The organism is Serinicoccus chungangensis (assembly GCF_001483745.1).
Lineage (GTDB): Bacteria > Actinomycetota > Actinomycetes > Actinomycetales > Dermatophilaceae > Ornithinicoccus > Ornithinicoccus chungangensis_A.
Genome location: NZ_LQBL01000029.1, coordinates 57,414 through 73,537, shown reverse-complemented (window position 1 = coordinate 73,537; position 16,124 = coordinate 57,414). Strand labels below are relative to the sequence as shown.

The 16,124-nt window shown below is 76.8% G+C and carries 13 protein-coding genes; 4 read left to right on the top strand and 9 right to left on the bottom strand.

Annotated elements, in window-relative coordinates; all coding sequences use genetic code 11:
• Positions 1-9: 9 nt before the first annotated feature.
• Positions 10-786, top strand: a complete 777-nt coding sequence (locus AVL62_RS11940) for a 3-oxoacyl-ACP reductase (protein WP_058891942.1) — start codon at positions 10-12, stop codon at positions 784-786.
• Positions 787-829: 43 nt separating this feature from the next.
• Positions 830-1,681: an Fpg/Nei family DNA glycosylase gene (locus tag AVL62_RS11935; RefSeq protein ID WP_058891887.1), complete on the top strand. Its 852-nt coding sequence runs from the start codon at positions 830-832 to the stop codon at positions 1,679-1,681.
• 49 nt (positions 1,682-1,730) lie between these two features.
• On the opposite strand, the gene AVL62_RS11930 is transcribed toward AVL62_RS11935, so the two are convergent.
• From AVL62_RS11930 to AVL62_RS11915, 3 genes are all read right to left on the bottom strand, one after another.
• Positions 1,731-3,341: a copper resistance D family protein gene (locus tag AVL62_RS11930; protein WP_058891886.1), complete on the bottom strand. Its 1,611-nt coding sequence runs from the start codon at positions 3,339-3,341 to the stop codon at positions 1,731-1,733.
• Between the two features lie 630 nt (positions 3,342-3,971).
• Positions 3,972-4,748 (bottom strand): CHRD domain-containing protein, encoded by a 777-nt coding sequence (locus AVL62_RS11920; RefSeq protein ID WP_058891941.1) that lies wholly within the window; start codon positions 4,746-4,748, stop codon positions 3,972-3,974.
• Between the two features lie 187 nt (positions 4,749-4,935).
• Positions 4,936-5,127 carry a hypothetical protein gene (locus AVL62_RS11915; protein ID WP_058891884.1) on the bottom strand — a complete coding sequence of 64 codons (192 nt, stop codon included), beginning with the start codon at positions 5,125-5,127 and terminating at the stop codon, positions 4,936-4,938.
• A gap of 139 nt (positions 5,128-5,266) precedes the next feature.
• Between AVL62_RS11915 and AVL62_RS11910 the strand changes: the two genes are divergently transcribed.
• Positions 5,267-6,646, top strand: coding sequence for an amidase (locus AVL62_RS11910; RefSeq protein WP_058891883.1), 1,380 nt, complete (start codon positions 5,267-5,269; stop codon positions 6,644-6,646).
• Positions 6,647-6,705: 59 nt separating this feature from the next.
• Here AVL62_RS11910 and AVL62_RS11905 read toward each other — a convergent pair whose 3' ends face one another.
• From AVL62_RS11905 to AVL62_RS11880, 6 genes are read right to left on the bottom strand one after another with little or no spacing between them, the layout of a single operon-like run.
• On the bottom strand, positions 6,706-9,042 hold the full coding sequence (locus AVL62_RS11905) for a glycosyltransferase (protein ID WP_153011775.1): 2,337 nt from the start codon (positions 9,040-9,042) through the stop codon (positions 6,706-6,708).
• On the bottom strand, positions 9,039-9,950 hold the full coding sequence (locus AVL62_RS11900) for a WcbI family polysaccharide biosynthesis putative acetyltransferase (RefSeq protein ID WP_058891881.1): 912 nt from the start codon (positions 9,948-9,950) through the stop codon (positions 9,039-9,041). The genes AVL62_RS11905 and AVL62_RS11900 overlap by 4 nt, the downstream gene beginning before the upstream one ends.
• Positions 9,947-11,062: a glycosyltransferase gene (locus AVL62_RS11895; protein ID WP_153011774.1), complete on the bottom strand. Its 1,116-nt coding sequence runs from the start codon at positions 11,060-11,062 to the stop codon at positions 9,947-9,949. Before AVL62_RS11895 ends, AVL62_RS11900 begins: the two co-directional genes overlap by 4 nt.
• Entirely contained in the window at positions 11,059-11,964 is a 906-nt protein-coding gene (locus tag AVL62_RS11890; RefSeq protein WP_058891879.1) for a glycosyltransferase family 2 protein, read from the bottom strand. Before AVL62_RS11890 ends, AVL62_RS11895 begins: the two co-directional genes overlap by 4 nt.
• Complete coding sequence (locus tag AVL62_RS11885; protein ID WP_058891878.1) at positions 11,961-13,088, bottom strand: glycosyltransferase; 1,128 nt, start codon at positions 13,086-13,088, stop codon at positions 11,961-11,963. The genes AVL62_RS11890 and AVL62_RS11885 overlap by 4 nt, the downstream gene beginning before the upstream one ends.
• On the bottom strand, positions 13,085-14,326 hold the full coding sequence (locus AVL62_RS11880; protein WP_083518923.1) for a glycosyltransferase: 1,242 nt from the start codon (positions 14,324-14,326) through the stop codon (positions 13,085-13,087). The genes AVL62_RS11885 and AVL62_RS11880 overlap by 4 nt, the downstream gene beginning before the upstream one ends.
• A 224-nt stretch (positions 14,327-14,550) precedes the next feature.
• On the opposite strand from AVL62_RS11880, the gene AVL62_RS11875 reads away from it, so the two are divergent.
• Positions 14,551-15,813 carry an NAD(P)/FAD-dependent oxidoreductase gene (locus tag AVL62_RS11875; protein ID WP_058891877.1) on the top strand — a complete coding sequence of 421 codons (1,263 nt, stop codon included), beginning with the start codon at positions 14,551-14,553 and terminating at the stop codon, positions 15,811-15,813.
• Positions 15,814-16,124 lie beyond the last annotated feature (311 nt).

Below are 16,124 nucleotides of genomic sequence, written 5' to 3'. Positions count from 1 at the left end.
AGCATCGACCTGACCCAGCGCCTGGCCGGCCGGGTCGCCGTCGTCACCGGAGGCGCCAGCGGCATCGGCCTGGCCTCGGCCCGCCGCCTGGCCGCCGAGGGCGCCCGCGTGGTCCTCGCGGACATCTGCGAGCAGTCCGTCGGCGAGGCGCTGGCGCAGGACCTCGGCGGGCTCTTCGTCCGCACCGACGTCACCGACGCCGAGCAGGTGGAGCGGCTGTTCGCCACCGCCAAGGAGACCTACGGCAGCATCGACATCGCCTTCAACAACGCCGGCATCTCACCGCCCGAGGACGACTCGATCCTCACCACCGACCTGGACGCCTGGCGACGGGTCCAGGAGGTCAACCTCACCAGCGTCTACCTGTGCTGCCGGGCCGTGCTCCCGCACATGCTCGAGCAGGGACGCGGGTCGATCATCAACACGGCCTCCTTCGTGGCGGTCATGGGGGCGGCGACCTCGCAGATCTCCTACTCCGCCTCCAAGGGCGGGGTCCTGTCGATGACCCGCGAGCTCGGCGTGCAGTTCGCCCGCGAGGGCATCCGGGTCAACGCGCTGTGCCCCGGGCCGGTCGACACCCCGCTGCTGACCGAGCTCTTCGCCTCCGACCCCGAGCGGGCGCAGCGACGGCTGGTGCACGTGCCGATGGGGCGCTTCGGCCGTCCCGAGGAGATGGCCGCGGCCGTGGCCTTCCTCGCCAGCGACGACAGCTCGTTCATGACGGCGGCCGAGTTCCTCGTCGACGGCGGGATCAGCTCGGCGTACGTCACGCCGCTCGCCGACTGAGCGTGGCCGGCCGACCGAGGGCGGCTGGACCTAGGCTCTGGGCATGGCCGAAGGTCACGCCGTCCACGGGATGGCCGCGCGGGTGCGTCGGCTGGTCGGTCAGCCGGGACGGTCCTCGGGCCCGCCGGGCGAGGTCTTCGACCCGGCCGTCCACGACGGGCTGGCGGTCCGGGACGCCGAGGCGCACGGCAAGCACCTGCTCGTCCGGATGACCGGCTCCCCGGTCACGGCGCACCTCCACCTCGGCATGCACGGCCGCGTCTCGGTACGTCGCCACCGGCGGGCCCTCGGCGCGGACGGTCTGCCCCGGACCGACCCGCCGACGCCCGAGGGTCTGGCCTGGAGGTTCCTCACGGCCACCGACTGTCTCGAGGTGACCCGGCCGACCATCTGCGAGGTGCTGGACGCCGAGGGCGTGGCAGCGCTGCACGACCGACTCGGCCCGGACCCCCTGCGCGACGACGCCGACCCCGAGGCGGCGGTCGCTCGCCTCCACCGCTCACGGCGGGCGCTCGGCGTGCTGCTGCTCGACCAGGGTGTCGTCTCCGGTATCGGCAACGTCTACCGGGCCGAGCTGCTGTGGCGGGCCCGGATCGACCCGCACTCGCCCGGCCGGGCGGTCCCGGTCGAGGCGCTGCAGGGGCTGTGGCAGGACGCCATCGACCTGATGACGGTCGGGCTCGGAGCGGGCTGGATCGTCACCGATGCCCGGCAGCTCGGCGACGCACGCGACCTGCTCACCCGCGGGGCGCCCGTCCCTCGCTGGCGTCGGCGCTACGCCGTCTACCTGCGCCGTGGCCGGCCCTGCCCGCGCTGCGGCGACACGGTCCGCGCCGAGCGGATGGGGCTGCAGACGGCCTACTGGTGCCCCGGTTGCCAGGTGCTGCACGGCTGAGGGTGGGACTGCCGCGGTCGTCGGGCTGCCGCCGGACCTCGCCCGGGCGTCAGGGGTCCGCGCGGACCAGGAGGGTGTCGGCGAAGCCGTCGACCTCGGCGCCTCCAGGTCGGCTGACGAAGGCGTAGTCGCCCTCCTGGTCGGGCGCCTCGAAGGTGACGAAGGTCCGGGCCGGGACGTCGACGTCGAAGGCGGAGACCCCGCCCGCGGGGCCGTCGGCGGTGAGGGTGGCGGCGGCGTCGCTGCTGTTGTAGACGGTGACCCGCTGACCGGGCCGGACGGTCGCGGTGACGTGGAACCGTTCGTCGTCGACGAGCACCGTCACCGAGAGGTCGCCGTGGTCGTGCCCGCTCATGTCCTCGACGAGCGGCTCGTCGGAGGGCCGGGCGCCCACCGGCTCGTCCCCGGCTCCGGGGTCGTCGGCCGTCCCCGGGTCGCCGTCGTCCTGGAGGGTGTCCGCACCAGTCTCGCCCGACGTCCCCCCACCGGCTCCCGGGTCGGCGTCCTGCGACGCGGCGCTCCCCACGGCCCCGGAGTCCGGGCCGGGAGGAGAGGTGGGGGACGGGGACGTCCCGAGCGCCACCGAGACGGCGATCGTCGCCGCCATGAGGGCGACCTCGACCGCCCCCAGGCGCACGAAGGCCCCGGGCCTCCCGGCCGCCAGCGCCGGCAGGGTGGCCCTCCGGTGCTGGGCCCCGAGGAGCACGAGGGCGGCCAGCAGCACGCTCTTGACGACGAGCAGGTGCACCCATCCCTCGCCCGCCCACGACCAGGACGGCGACCCGGCGACCAGCAGGGCCGACGCCACCCCGGACAGCAGGAGCAGCAGCACGCAGCCCAGGGCCAGGGCGCTGAACCGGCGCACCGTGTCGACGCGGCCGGACCGGCCGCGCCCGTGCAGGAGCACCGCGGCCAGACCACCCACCCAGAGGCTCGCGGCGAGGATGTGGACCGACAGCGCCAGCACGGCGGGCACGTGGTTGCCCGCCGCCGCGGAGTGACCGGCGAGGACGGCCGGCACGAGGACCACGCCGCAGGCAGCGACCAGGAGCGTGCCGGCCGCGGCCCGGGCGCGGTGCGCGGGGCGGCGGGCCAGAGCCGCGCTGCCGGCCACGACCGGGAGGAGCAGGACGGTGACGCCCAGCGCGGCGCGGCCCACCGGCAGGGCGGTGAGCACCGCCAGCACGGACTGGGTGGACAGCCGCCACACCGGCACGCCGTAGATCGTGCTCACCGTCAGCACCAGGACCACCAGCTCGGCCACCAGCCAGCCCGTGGCCGTCCAGGAGGCACCGCGCAGCGACCTCGAGGACGCCCCGGAGCCGAGGGGGGCGAGCACCGCCGGGAGCAGGAGCTGACCGACGGTGAGGACGGCCAGCACGCGGACGGCCAGGTCGGCCACGGGGAGCCCCCAGCCGGTCAGGGCACCCGCGTCGGGCAGTCCTCCGGGGGGCGGGCTCGGCGTCCCGCCACCGACGACGAGCGCGAGGACCAGGACCGCGAGCAGGCCGGCGACGACGACCACGACCGCGGCGGCGGCTGGTCGGCGCCGGGGGTGCCGCGGCCCTCCGGCAGCGACCGGGCGGGCGGACTCACCAGCGTCCTCGGCGGTGGCCTCCGGGCGGTCCGTGGACGGACGCTCCAGGGGAGACAGGGCCACCGGTCACACCTCGCGGGCGAAGACGATGATGTTGTCGTCGTAGTGGCCGGTNNGGCCGGCGGCGCCGCTGACGTGGCCGAGGATGACGGCGGGGCCGTGCTGGCCGGGTCGGGGGGAGTCGTCGTACCAGGCGGCGGAGTCGTAGTCCTCGCCCTCGGGGACCTCGAGCGCGCCCCCGGTGTCGAGACCGAGGTGCAGCAGGTCGGAGGTGACGCCGATGGCGGGGATCGAGACCGAGGCGGGCTCGGCGACCGGGGCCGGGGTCTCTTCGACGGCGTCGTCGGGCTCGTCGGCCGGGGCCGACGGCTCCCCAGGCACGGCGTCCTCGTCGGCGTCGTCGCGGGGGTGCTGCTCGGCGCCGGGGTCCTCCGGGTCCTCGGTCGGTGCGGGCCGGTCGGCCGGCGCCGCAGGGTCGGTCGTGTCGTCCGTGACCACGGGGCGGCCGGCCAGGGACGGGGGGGCCGGGGCGGGCCCGGGCCCGGAGGCCCCCACCGCCACGGCGGTGCCGCCCCCGAGCACGAGCACGAGGGCGGCCACCGTGGGGAGGACAGGACCGCGACGCCGGGCAGCACGGTGCGCGCCCGGCCGCCCGACGTCGTCAGTCATCAGCTGGTCCTCGTCAGCTCCGGGTCAGCTCTGGTCGGCGCTGCGGCGACGCGACACGAGCAGCGCACCACCCGCGGCGAGCGCCACACCACCGGCCGCGATCAGACCGAGGTTCTGACCGTCGACGGGAGCCTGGCCGGTCTCGACACCGCCACCGGGGACGCCACCCATCTGGGAGACCTCGACCACGCCGCACAGGGCGGGGTCGGTGGCCTCACCGGGCAGCGCGGGGTCCAGGTCGGACATCCCGCGGTCACCCTCGTCGTAGGCGCCGCTGCCGTCGTGGTCCACACCGTGGACGACGACGACGGCCTCGCCGTCGGCGAGCGCGTCCGCGGTCTCCTGGTCGACCTCGACCCCACCGCGGGAGTAGCTCACGTCGTCACCGACACCGAAGCGGTCGACGGCCAGGCCCGAGTCCGGGCTGGTGTCACCCTCGGTGGTCAGCGACACCTTGATGCCGCCGTAGGCCGGGCCGCCCTCGGTGGTGGTGAGGAAGCCGTCGCCGTCCGCGTCGTCCTCGGCCGTCGGGCACATGTTGCGCGCGTCCTCGGCGTAGTGGATGTGCGCGGCGTGCGGGGCGTCCGCCAGCAGGCCCTGGTAGGCCAGGGTGAAGTCCAGCGTGGTGCCGTCGAGGGTGATCATCGCCGAGCCCGAGCCCGGGGCGTCGTTGACGGGGACCGGCTGCAGGTCACCCATGCCCTCCCAGGCGCTCGAGGAGGCCAGGGCGGGAGCGGCGGTCATCATGAGGACGGCCGCGCCGGCGGCCGGGACGGCGAGAAGCTTGCGAGACATGTTCATGGAGACATCCTTCTGGTCGGCCCGCAGCACGGCGTCGTGCGCGCCTACAGGCGGTGGGCTTCCCTGCTGTCGCAGGGCGTGCACGAGGCATTCGGTGCCGACCGCCGGGCGGATTGCACCGGATCGACAAAATTTTCCCGACCGTTCCCGGGTCGTCCCTGCGCGCCGTCCCGTCGAGCGGGCGGCGTCAGGCGGGCGGGTCGTGCGGACCGGGTCCCTTGGGCGCCTCGTCCGGACGCTGCGGGTCCGGGTCGTCGTGCCTGGCCGGGTCCGACGCCGGGGGCGGGCCGGGGCTCTTCGGACTCGTCGGCGCGTCCTCGTGGGGGACGGGGTCGGAGGGGCGGCCGGGGCCGCCCGGCTCGGTGCTCTCGGTGCTCATGTCAGCTCCCCTGGTGAAGGGCGGTGGGTGGTCCAGCACCTCCGACGGTACTCCCGCGTCGGACCGCGTGCGGGCTGGATCACCCACCGCGCGACGGGGACGTCGGGCGACCGGCGCGAGGACGGGCTACCGTCGGCCCATGACCGACCCCTCCCGCACGGCGGCGGCCCTCGCCGCCGGGTACGCCGACGGCTCGCTCTCCCCGACCGACGTCGTCACGCAGGTGCAGCGGGTCGTCGACGAGCGGGAGGACCAGCTCAACGCGTTCGCCGTCCGCGACCCGGTCGACGCCACGCTGCAGGGCGCGGCGGCCTCGGCGTTGCGCTGGGAGCAGGGGCGTCCCCTCGGCCCGCTGGACGGCATACCGGTCACCCTCAAGGAGAACCTCGCCCGCGCGGGGGTGCCGATGACCATGGGCTGCGCGGGCGTGACGCCGGTCGTCCCCGAGGTCGACTCTCCGGTCGCCCGCCGCTGCCGTGAGGCCGGGCTCGTCGTCCTCGGCTCCACCGTCATGCCGGACTGGGGCATGCTCTCCTCCGGCGTGTCCAGCCGGCACGGCATCACCCGCTCCCCGCTGGACCCGTCGTGGACGACCGGCGGGTCCAGCTCCGGCGCCGGGGCCGCGGCGGCCGGCGGCTACGGCCCGCTGCACCTGGGCACCGACATCGGCGGCTCCATCCGGCTGCCCGGGACCTGGCTGGGGCTGGCCACGCTCAAGCCCAGCGCCGGCCGGATCCCCCTCCACGCGCCCTACCTCGGTCGGGCCGCCGGGCCCATGGCGCGCACGGCCCGGGACTGCGCCCTGCTCATGGCGGTGCTCGCCGGCCCGGACGCGGTCGACTGGACGTCGCTGCCGGAGCAGCGGACCCGCTGGGAGGACCTCGACGTCGACGGCGGCGGGCTGCGCGTCGCGGTATGGACGCAGGCCGGGTACGGCGTGGAGCCCGACTCCGAGGTCGTCGCCGAGGTCGAAGGAGCCGCCGGGCGGTTGGCCGACGCGGGGGCGCAGGTGAGCAGGGTCGGGCCGTGGCTGACCCAGGACCTGCTGGACGGGGTCAACCTCTTCTGGCAGGCGCGGTCCTGGGCGGACTTCTCCCGGCTCGACCCGCAGGCGCAGGACCGGGTGCTGCCCTACATCGCCGAGTGGGTCGCCGGGGCGCGTGACCTCACCGGCACCCAGGTCATGGACGCCTACCACTGCTTCGCCGAGGTGCAGGCCCGCACGGTCGCCGCGTGGGCCGCCGCCGGTGACCCGGACGTGCTCCTCTCGCCGGTCGCACCCGGCGTGGCGTTCCCCGCCGAGCAGCCCATGCCCTATCCCGACGACGGGCGCGGCATGTGGCACATCAACTTCACCATGCCGTGGAACATGACCGGCCAGCCCGCCGGGACGGTCGACACCGCCCGCACCGCCGAGGGGAAGCCGGTGGGCGTCCAGGTCGTCGGCCGGCCCTTCGACGACCTCGGCGTGCTGCGGGTCATGCACCTTCTGGAGGCGGACCGCCCGACCCCGGGCTGAGCGGCGTCTGCCTCGTCCCGGCGACCCGCGCCCACGCGCGAGCGGTCACAGGTGCGCGGTCACGGGTGCGCGGCCCGCCAGTGCTCGACGACGACGTCCGGCGGGACCGGCTCGACCGCGTCGGCGTCCAGGAAGCACGGACCCGACGGTACGCCCTGCAGCCGGGCCCGACCGGAGCCACGGGTGACCCGCACCTGCACGCCGCTCGCCGGGTCCTCCGTCCACGGGGAACGGGACGGGTCGGGGACGTCCACCCGGGCCGGCCACGGCCGCCAGGGCAGCCGGTGCACCCAGACCGGCCGGGTCAGGCGCACCTCGGCCCGGGCCCGGGCGAGGACCGCGGCCGGTAGCCGGCCCCGGTGGAGGCGGAGGTCCGGCGGCAGCCCGTCGCCCGGGCCCGGGGTCTCGTGCCCCGCCGTGGCGTCCGTCCCGGTCAGCCAGACCCCCACGTCACCCTGCCGCAGCACCGACTCCACGACGAGCAGGACCTGGCCGGGCGTCCAGCCCTGGACGTCGAGGTCCACGACGACGTCCGGCTGGGGGTAGGTCCACCCGCGGCCGCGGACGAGGGGGTGGGGCAGCAGGTGGGCCAGCCGGGCGGTCTCGGCGTTCTTGACACCGGCCAGCCCGGTGCCCGCGGCGTCCGCGCGGCCGGCGACGTCCGGACCGTCGTGCCAGGCCACCGCGTCGGGCACGTGCCGCAGGTCCGCGCCCGCCAGCCAGCACCGCCAGGCGAACTCCCAGTCCTCCCCGCCGTACCCGGTGAGGCGACCCTCGAACCCGCCGACGGCGTCCAGCACCGCACGGGACACCCCTGTCACGGCGCCGATGACGAAGCGGAACGACGTGTCGTCGGCGGACCGCAGGTCCTGCGTCCCCGCATACCCCTCGGCCAGCCAGGCGGGGGCCGGCAGCTCCGCGGACGGGGGCCAGTGCGCCTCCCCGCGCAGGTCGGGGTGACGGCGCAGGTCGGCGTGGCGACGCCGTCCGACCGCGAGGGTCGGCGCGTCCACGCAGACCCGCTGCAGGGCGGCGACGTAGCCGTCCTCGGGCACGGTGTCCCCGTCGAGCAGGACCAGGACGCGACCCGTCGCCGCCCCCAGGCCGAGGTTGCGGGCCGCCGCGAGCCGGAAGCCCTCGTCGGGCTGCCGCAGCACCCGGATCCGCCCGAGCGCCCCGTGCGGGGCGGCGGGCAGGGTGGGCGGCCGGGGCGAGCCGTCGTCCGCGACCACCAGCTCCAGACCGCCCCGGACCCCGGTCTGGGCCGCGAGGCGTGCGACCAGCAGGTCGAGCAGCTCCTGGTCGCGGTAGTAGGGCACCACGACGGAGACCGCCGGCTGGCGGGCCGGGCCGGCGACCCGCCCTCCCGCCTCCTCCCAGGTGGGCCCCAGGCGCACGTCGGGGGACGACCAGGTCGGGTCCGCGCCGTCCCGGGAGGACGCCGCCACCAGCGCCTCGGCGAGCGCCGGGGCCAGCCCGTCCTCGGGGACCGTCCGCACGGTCCCGGGCAGCCGGTCGGCGAGCTCCCGGGCATACCGCGAGTCGAGCAGCAGCGGCCGTCGTCCGGCGGCGAGCCAGGTGGCGACGGAGCCGGACGCGGACACGTGCCGGTGCGCCGCGACGGGCACGGTCGCCGCGGCGAGCAGGCCCGGCAGCGCCTCGTCGGGGACGTAGCCGGTGGCGTGCCAGCGCACCCCTGCCTCCCGGGCCCGCCCGGCGAGCTCCTCCAGCAGGTCCTCGTGCCCCTGCGACGCGCCCCCGAGGTTGACCACCTCGACCGCACGGTCCTGCAGCCGGGGGTCCCGGGCGGCCAGCGCCACGGCGTCCACCACCTCCTCGAGCCCCTTGCCCGGGTAGACGAACCCGAGCGTCACGACGGTGAGAGGAGGTGGCGGGGTGGTCGGCGACGAGGGTCGGGGTGCGGCGCCGGGGTCGGGCTCGACCGGCAGCGGGACCACCTCGGTGCGGTCCAGGACCGCGGTGGCGACGTCGGGGCGGGCCCAGCGCAGCGCGGCCGCGAGCAGCAGCCGCTCGTGCGCGCTCGCCACGACGACCGTGTCCGCGGAGGCGGCCAGCCCCGCGTAGAGCTCGCTGCGCGCCCGCCGGTGGCGCCCGTCCGAGCGCTGCGGCAGGTCGTGCAGCACCACCGTCACCCGGACCGCCCCCCGCAGCACCCGGCGCCACTGCTCCAGCCCCTGGTCCGGCGAGGGGGCCAGCAGCCGGTCGGTCACCTGCGCGAGCACCACCCGTCCGGCGACGGCGGCGTCGGGCAGCTCGTCCAGCCGGTCGCAGCGCAGCAGCTCGGCCTCCCCCAGGTGTGGGTGGACACCCAGCCCGTGCCGCGCGACACCGTGCTCCTCCGGCCCGGGCACGAGGTGGACCAGCGACCGGCTCACGGGCGCCAGCCCCACCGCCGCAGCAGGTCCTCCTTCTTCTCCATCCCGACCTCGACGACCCGCGGGTGGCGGGCGTAGAACTCCCGGTGCGCCGCCCCCACCTCGTCGTCGGCGACGGCCTCTCCCTCGACCAGCCACCCCTCGCGGGGCTCCCCCCGCAGGTCCAGCGCCTCGAGGACGCTGCTCGACAGCGGGGTGGAGACGGACGCGAGCAGGACGCGACCCGGGTCCTGGACGGCGGCCCCCGACCCGGGCACGACCTCCTCCAGCACCCGTCGGGCCAGCGCCAGCAGCACCTCGTTGCCGGGGTGGTCGACGGTCCGGCCGGCCTCGGCCCCGGCAGCGCGGACGACGTCGCTGATGCACAGGCTCTCCTGGGCCCGCTCCCGCCGCTCGAGCTCGGCCAGCGAGTCGGCGGCGAGCTCGCGGACGAGGGCGGCCGGCGCCTCCCACGGACCGTCCCACCCGGCGGCGCGGGCCAGCCGCCGCACGTCGTGGTAGGGCACGACGGGCGGGTCCTCGACGTCGGGGTGGCGCACCAGCACCTGCTCGGGGTAGAGCCCGGTGAAGAAGTAGTTGGGCACGGCCACCACGCGCGCCCCCGCCCGCAGCCGCGCGGCGACCTGGTCCGTGCCGAGCGGCATACCCCGGTAGCCGTCGGCCACCGACTGGGCGACGAGGACGTCGACCCACCCCAGCAGCCGGTCGAGGTGCGGCAGGTCCGCCTCCTCCAGCTCGTGCACCGGCGGCATCCGCACGGTGTCGAGGACGTCGGCGGTGTCGAGGGCGACGCGCAGCGCCTCGGCCTGGCAGTTGCCGAAGACCGCCAGCCGCGGCCGTCCGGTCGCGGGCAGCTCCTCCAGCCCGTAGAAGCCGCCGTAGTGGCGACGCCGTCCGTCCTCGCTCACGGTGGGCTCCCTCCGTCGATCCGTCGTCCCTCGAGGACACCGGCATACACCTGGGCGTGCCGTCGCGCCAGCTCGGCCCGCTCCGCGGACCGCGCCGCCCGACCGGGGCGGGCGGGGGGTCCGTCCGCGCACCGTGCGAGCAGATCGGACAGCCGCGCGGCGGCGGGCGCCCGGCCCGGGGGCCCCCAGGTCCGGACCATCCCGCCCCCCTGCTCCTCGAGGTGACCGACCTGCGGCGCCAGCACCCAGGTGCCGAGGTCGCGGCACGCCTCGACCCAGCCCGAGTGCGTCGCCCAGGCGTAGGGCAGGACCGAGACGTCCAGCGCCTGCAGGGCGGACCAGAGCTGCGCGTCGTCCAGGCGGGGGCCGACGACCACCTCCACCCCGGGCGGCGGGTCGTCGAGCAACCGGCGCACCAGCCCGGCGAGCGCCTCGTCGTGCCGGGGGAAGTCCGGGTCCAGCACCTCGGGGTGCGCCCGGACCTCCAGCACGACCGGGCGCCCGGTCCGCGCCGGGAGGTCCGGCAGGGCCTCGAGCAGCGCCGGCAGGACCCGCATCGGCGCCAGGTTGGTCCGCAGGCTCTTGAGGTGCAGCCCCACGCGCAGCTCCTCGTGCACCGGGCGCGGCCCGTCCAGCAGCGCCAGCGGGACCACGTGCGGGTGCGGCAGGACGAGCGGGCGGCGCCCGTGCTCGCGCTCCACCCGGTCCGCCGCTCCCTCGCTGAGGGTCAGCAGGCCGTCGGAGCGCTCGACGAGCAGGGCCAGCTGGTCCCGGTGGTGGGTCTGGTCGTGCAGGTGGGGGTGGTCGACGTCGTGGACGGTGTGGACGAGCGGCAGGCCGAGGTCGGCCAGCGCGTCCAACCACGCGCGCAGCTCGGGCAGGCTGCGCCCCTCCACCCCGAAGTGGACGTGCAGGACGTCCTGGTCGTGCGCGTGCTCGCGCACCCAGGCCTCCTCCAGCGCGGGGTGCGGCCACCACCGGCCCGCGGGCGCACCGGGGACCGGCGGGTCCGGCAGCACGCTCACGGCGGGCGGGGACGCCGCCGGCGGTGGCTGCACGTGCTCGACGTAGGGATGGGCGGCGGGGACGTGCCGCACGCGGACGGGGCTCACCCGCTGACCACCCATCGCCCCGACCCGTCCTGCTCGGCCAGGCCGAGCCGGCGGAAGGCCTCGAGCCAGCCCTCCATCGGCCACCACCCCCAGCGGTCGGCGAAGACGCCCGCGTTGCGCACCACCGCCTCCAGGTGCGCCACCGGCGGGGAGGCCGAGGCGTGGTGCTGGTGGTAGGCGGTCGCCCCGCCGACCCAGACCAGCCTCCCGCCGCGCGCCCCGAGCAGCTGGCCGAAGTCGGTGTCCTCCCCGCCGTAGCCGACGTAGTCGGTGCAGAACCCGCCCACGGCCTCCAGGTCCTCGGCCGTCGTCGCGAAGCTCAGCGACCAGAACCGGGTGAGGTCGGGCTCGTGCCGCTGCTCCCCCTCCGGCAGCCGCACCCGGTCGGGCCGGTGCTCGCCCAGCCGCGCGAGCTGCGCCGGGTCGGACCACCCCTGCGGTCGGGGAGGCAGGTAGGCCACGTCCCCGCCCAGGACCAGCGGCCCGGCCTCGACCCGCGGGGCGGCCAGCCCCGCGGCATACGTCGCGACCGTGCCAGGACCGGGTATGCAGTCCACGTCCAGGAAGACGAGGGTCTGCGCGCCCTGCCGCACGGCCGTGGCGGCTGCGGCGTTGCGTGCGAGCGCCAGCGGCAGCCCTCGCGGGTCGGCCCCGACCTCGACCACCTGCAGCCGCGGGGCGGCGGGCCCGGGCCCCGGTCGCGGCCCCCCTCCCGGGGCGGCGGGCCGGGCGGGCTGGCCGTGCTCGTCCCAGGCCTCCCGCGCCACCCGGGCGACCTCCGGGTCGTCGATGGCCGCCACGACGTGGAGGTCGGGGCGGCGCAGGCCCGCGGCGAGCCCGGCGATCTGACCGCGCAGGTGGTCGTGCCGACCGTGCGCCAGGGTGAGGACCGCGACGCTCATGCGCCCCGCTCCACGCCGGGGTGGACCGCCGGACCGGTCGGGGTGCGGGCCACGCCCTCGTGGTCGACATCGACCGGCCGCGCCAGCGAGTCGGCCAGCGCGTCCAGGTGGCCAGCGGCGACTCCCGGGCCGTCCTGCCCCCAGCGCGACCACGCCTGCCCGCCGAGCTCCAGGGCGCGTGACAGCAGCCCGGGCCACCGCGGGCCGTCGGGCCACCCGTCCGCCGTCGCGGCGATACCGAGGCGGGACAGCGCGGCGGCCGTGGCGACCTGCTCGTCGAAGGGGCGCGTCTGCGCCAGGACGACCGCCGGGCGGCGGGCCAGCGCGACGTCGGCCACCGCGCCCTGGCCGGCGTGGCAGACCACGACGTCGGCCCGGGACAGCTCGGCCGGCAGGTCCGGCGACGCGGGGTGCCCGCCCCCGCGGACCACCCAGGTCCACCCGGGGGTCGCGGCCCGCGCCTGCTGCAGCTGGGCCGGGTGCAGCGGTTCTCCTCCGTGACCCCAGAGCACCAGCACCTGCCGGGCGGCCCCGTCGGGCCCGCCCGCCCCCCGGGTCGCCCGGGACGGGGCCGGGGCGGACGCGTCGGTGGGGGACGGCGGTGCCGCGGCGAGCGCGCTGATCCCCCCGACCTCCCAGGTCTTGAGGCGCCAGCGTGCGGGCCAGTCGTCCCGGGGGTGCGCACCGGCGGGCCAGGGGGCGAGGATGGCCTCCGCCACGTCGTAGCCCAGCGCGTGCACCGCATCGGTGCGCCGGCCCGGCATCCCTCCCACCACCACGGGCACCCCGCACAGCCGCGCGAGCAGGCATACCTCCACCGACACGTCGACGACGAGCAGCTCGGGGCGGGCCTGCTCGAGCCAGGCGAGCAGCTGCGCGTGCCGCCGCAGCAGGCCGGGGTGGTGCAGCGGCACCCAGTGCAGCACCCCGCGGGCGGTGACGTCGGCCCCCTCGGGGTCCACGGGCGGGTCGTCGTCCCGGGCCAGCTCGACCCAGTCCCCCGGCCAGCCCTCCGGGGCCGGCCCGCTGCCGAGACCGGTGACGGCGTGCCGGGTGCGGCGGGCCACGGCGGTGGCGCGGCGCCGGTGGCCCGACCCCTGGTGGTGCAGGTAGTAGCCGATCACCGGCCGGGCTCTGCCTCGGCCTCGGAGAGGGCCAGCGACCCCACTGTCCTGGGGCGCGGGGTGCGCTCGACGAGGGCGCGCTCCCGGCGACCCACCCGCTGCGCGGCCCGGCCGGCCCCCCGGGGCTGACGCAGGGAGCGGCGGCCCAGCCGTGCGGCCGACTCGTAGACCCGCTCGAAGCGCTCGACCATGGCGTCCACCGAGTGGTGCTCCAGGGCATGGGCCCGGGCGAGCGGGCGGGAGAGCCCCAGCACCTCGCCCAGCAGCTCGGCGCCGCTGCGCACCAGCTCGGTCTCCGGGAGCGGGTGACCGGCGCGGTCCTGCACCGGGACGAGCCGTCCGACGTGCTCCCCCACGACCTCGCCGAGCCCACCCCGGTCGAGCGCCAGCACCGGGGTGCCGCAGGCCAGGGCCTCGGCGGCCACGAGCCCGAAGGGCTCGTCCCAGTCGGGGGTGACGAGCGCCGCCGCGCTGCGCCCCACGAGCGAGGCGAGCTCGGAGGTGCGCAGGTGACCGGCATACGTGATGCCGTCTCCCAGGAGCGGCCACAGCACCTGCCGCGCGTAGGTCTCGTCGGACAGCGGGCCGGCCAGCACGAGCGGCAGGCCCGCGCGCCGGGCGATGGCCACGGCCAGGTGCGGCGCCTTCTCGGGGGTGATCCGCCCGGACCAGACGAGGGCCGGGCCGCCGGGCCCGGCGCGCCACTCCCGCGTGTCGATGCCGTTCGGCACGAGCTGGGGGCGGACCAGGTCCGACCAGGCCCGGGCGGTGTGCCGGCTGACGGCCGTGACCACCGGTTGGCGACCCGGTATGCCCTGGGCCGCCCGCAGCGCGGACTCCAACCAGGGTGTCGGCGGGGTGTGCAGCGAGAGCACCGTCGGCGCGGGCAGCAGGGGCGCCATCGCCACGGGGAGGTAGTGCAGGGCGTGGGTGTGCACGACGTCGACGTCGGTCCGCTGGGCCAGGTGCATCATGAGGCTGAGGTGGGCGTGGTGCTGCTGCATCCACCCCGCCTCGGGCATGGAGACGTCGGTCTGCGCCGCGGCGCTGAGCTCCAGGCGCTCCGGCCACAGGTAGTCCACGCCGGGGATCTCCTGGCTGCCGCGGGCCGCGAAGACGCTGACCCGGTGCCCCCGGGTGGCCAGACCCGCGACGAGGTGCGCCGTCAGCGACTCCAGGCCGCCGGCGAAGGGCTCGGCCAACGGGTGCCGGGCGTGGGCGACGACCACGACGTGCATAGCAGAACCTCCAGTCATCGGGTGGGCGACGTGACGTGGGCATACGCCTGCGCCGACATGCTCGGCCATCGAACGTCAGTCTGGACACTAGGCCGAGTCCGGCGATCGCGCCGTCTGGACCGGCACCTCCCCCGTGGGGGTGGGTGCTGCGGTGGCCGGGCGTGCCGGGTCGGGTCCCCTCACCACGACATGACGCGCGCCGCGTGCGGTCCTATCGTGAGGGCATGTCCCCATCTGTCGAAGTCGTCGTCGTCGGAGCCGGACTCGCCGGGCTCACCTGCGCCCGCGCGCTGCAGGACCAGGGGGTGGGGGTGCGCGTGCTCGAGGCGGGTGACGCCGTCGGGGGGCGCATCCGCACCGACGAAGTCGACGGCTTCCTGCTCGACCGCGGCTTCCAGGTGCTCAACCCGGCCTACCCGGCGCTGCGGCCCCACGTCGACCTCGACGCCCTGGACCTGCAGTCCTTCCGGGCCGGGCTGGCCATCCGCAGCGAGCGGACGGAGTCCCTGCTCGTCATGGCCGACCCGCGCAGGGAGCCCCAGCTCATCGGGCAGACCATGCGCTCGGGCAAGCTGCACCCCGCCGCGCTGGGCGCGCTGGCCCGCTGGGCCGCACCCGCCCTGCGGGTGGACTGGGCCCTGCGCAACGAGCGGGAGGACCTCTCGCGCCGGGAGTCGATGGACCGGGCAGGCCTGCAGGGGCCGTTGCGCCGGGTGGTCGACACCTTCCTGTCCGGCGTCGTCCTCGAGGACGACGGGAGCACCTCCACGGCCTTCACCCACATGCTCACGCGCATGTTCGCCCGGGGGAAGCCGGGGCTGCCCGAGCGTGGCATGCAGGCGCTGCCCGAGCAGCTGGCGGCCGGCCTGGACACCCCCGTGGAGCTCGGCACCGAGGTGGTCTCGGTCGGTCCGGGCCGGGTGGAGACGGCCGGGGGGGAGCAGATCACCGCCGACCTGGTGGTCGTCGCGACGGGGGCCGAGGCCGCCGCCGCCCTCACGGGTCGGGAGACGGCACCCGGCAAGGGGGTGACGACCCACTGGTTCGCGGTGGACGAGGCGCCCACGGAGCACGCCATGCTGGTCGTCGACCAGCGGACCGACCCGGGCCCCGTCATCAACACCGCGGTCCTGAGCAACGCCGCCCCGTCCTACGCCCCGCCGGGGCGGCACCTGGTGGTGTCGAGCTGCCTGCTGCGCCCCGGGCAGGAGCCGGTCACCGACGCGCAGGTGTCGGCCCAGCTCGCCGGGATCTACGGCGTCCCCACGGAGGGTTGGGAGCTGCTGCGGCGCGACGACATCCCCTACGCCCTGCCCGCCCAGCCCGCGCCGCTGAACGTGCGGGAGGCGCTCGAGGTCGAGCCGGGCCTCATCATGGCCGGCGACCACCTGGACACCGGCTCCATCCAGGGCGCCATGGTCTCCGGGCGGCGGGCGGCCGAGGGCTACCTGCAGCGCCGCGCGGGCGAGCTGGCCCACCAGGGCTGAGCCCGCGCGCCGGTCGGCGGGCCGGTCGCAGGTGGGCCGCCGCAGGCGCCCCCTGCGTCACCGTGGTCACACCGTGCGGAGACGTGTACAGAACCACGGGATATATCCCCGGCATCCGTCACCGTCCCCGCACCGTGGTGCTCGTGCGTCTGATGTGGCTGGTGTGACTGCCGACGACCCCCACGGGACTGCAGAGGGAGGGCGAGCTTCTCGGGCCGCTGGGCGCCAGCCTCAGCGGGCGGCCGCCACCCACCCTCAGCGGGCGGCCGGCACCCACCCTCAGCGGGCGGCCGGCACCCGTGGTGGCTGCG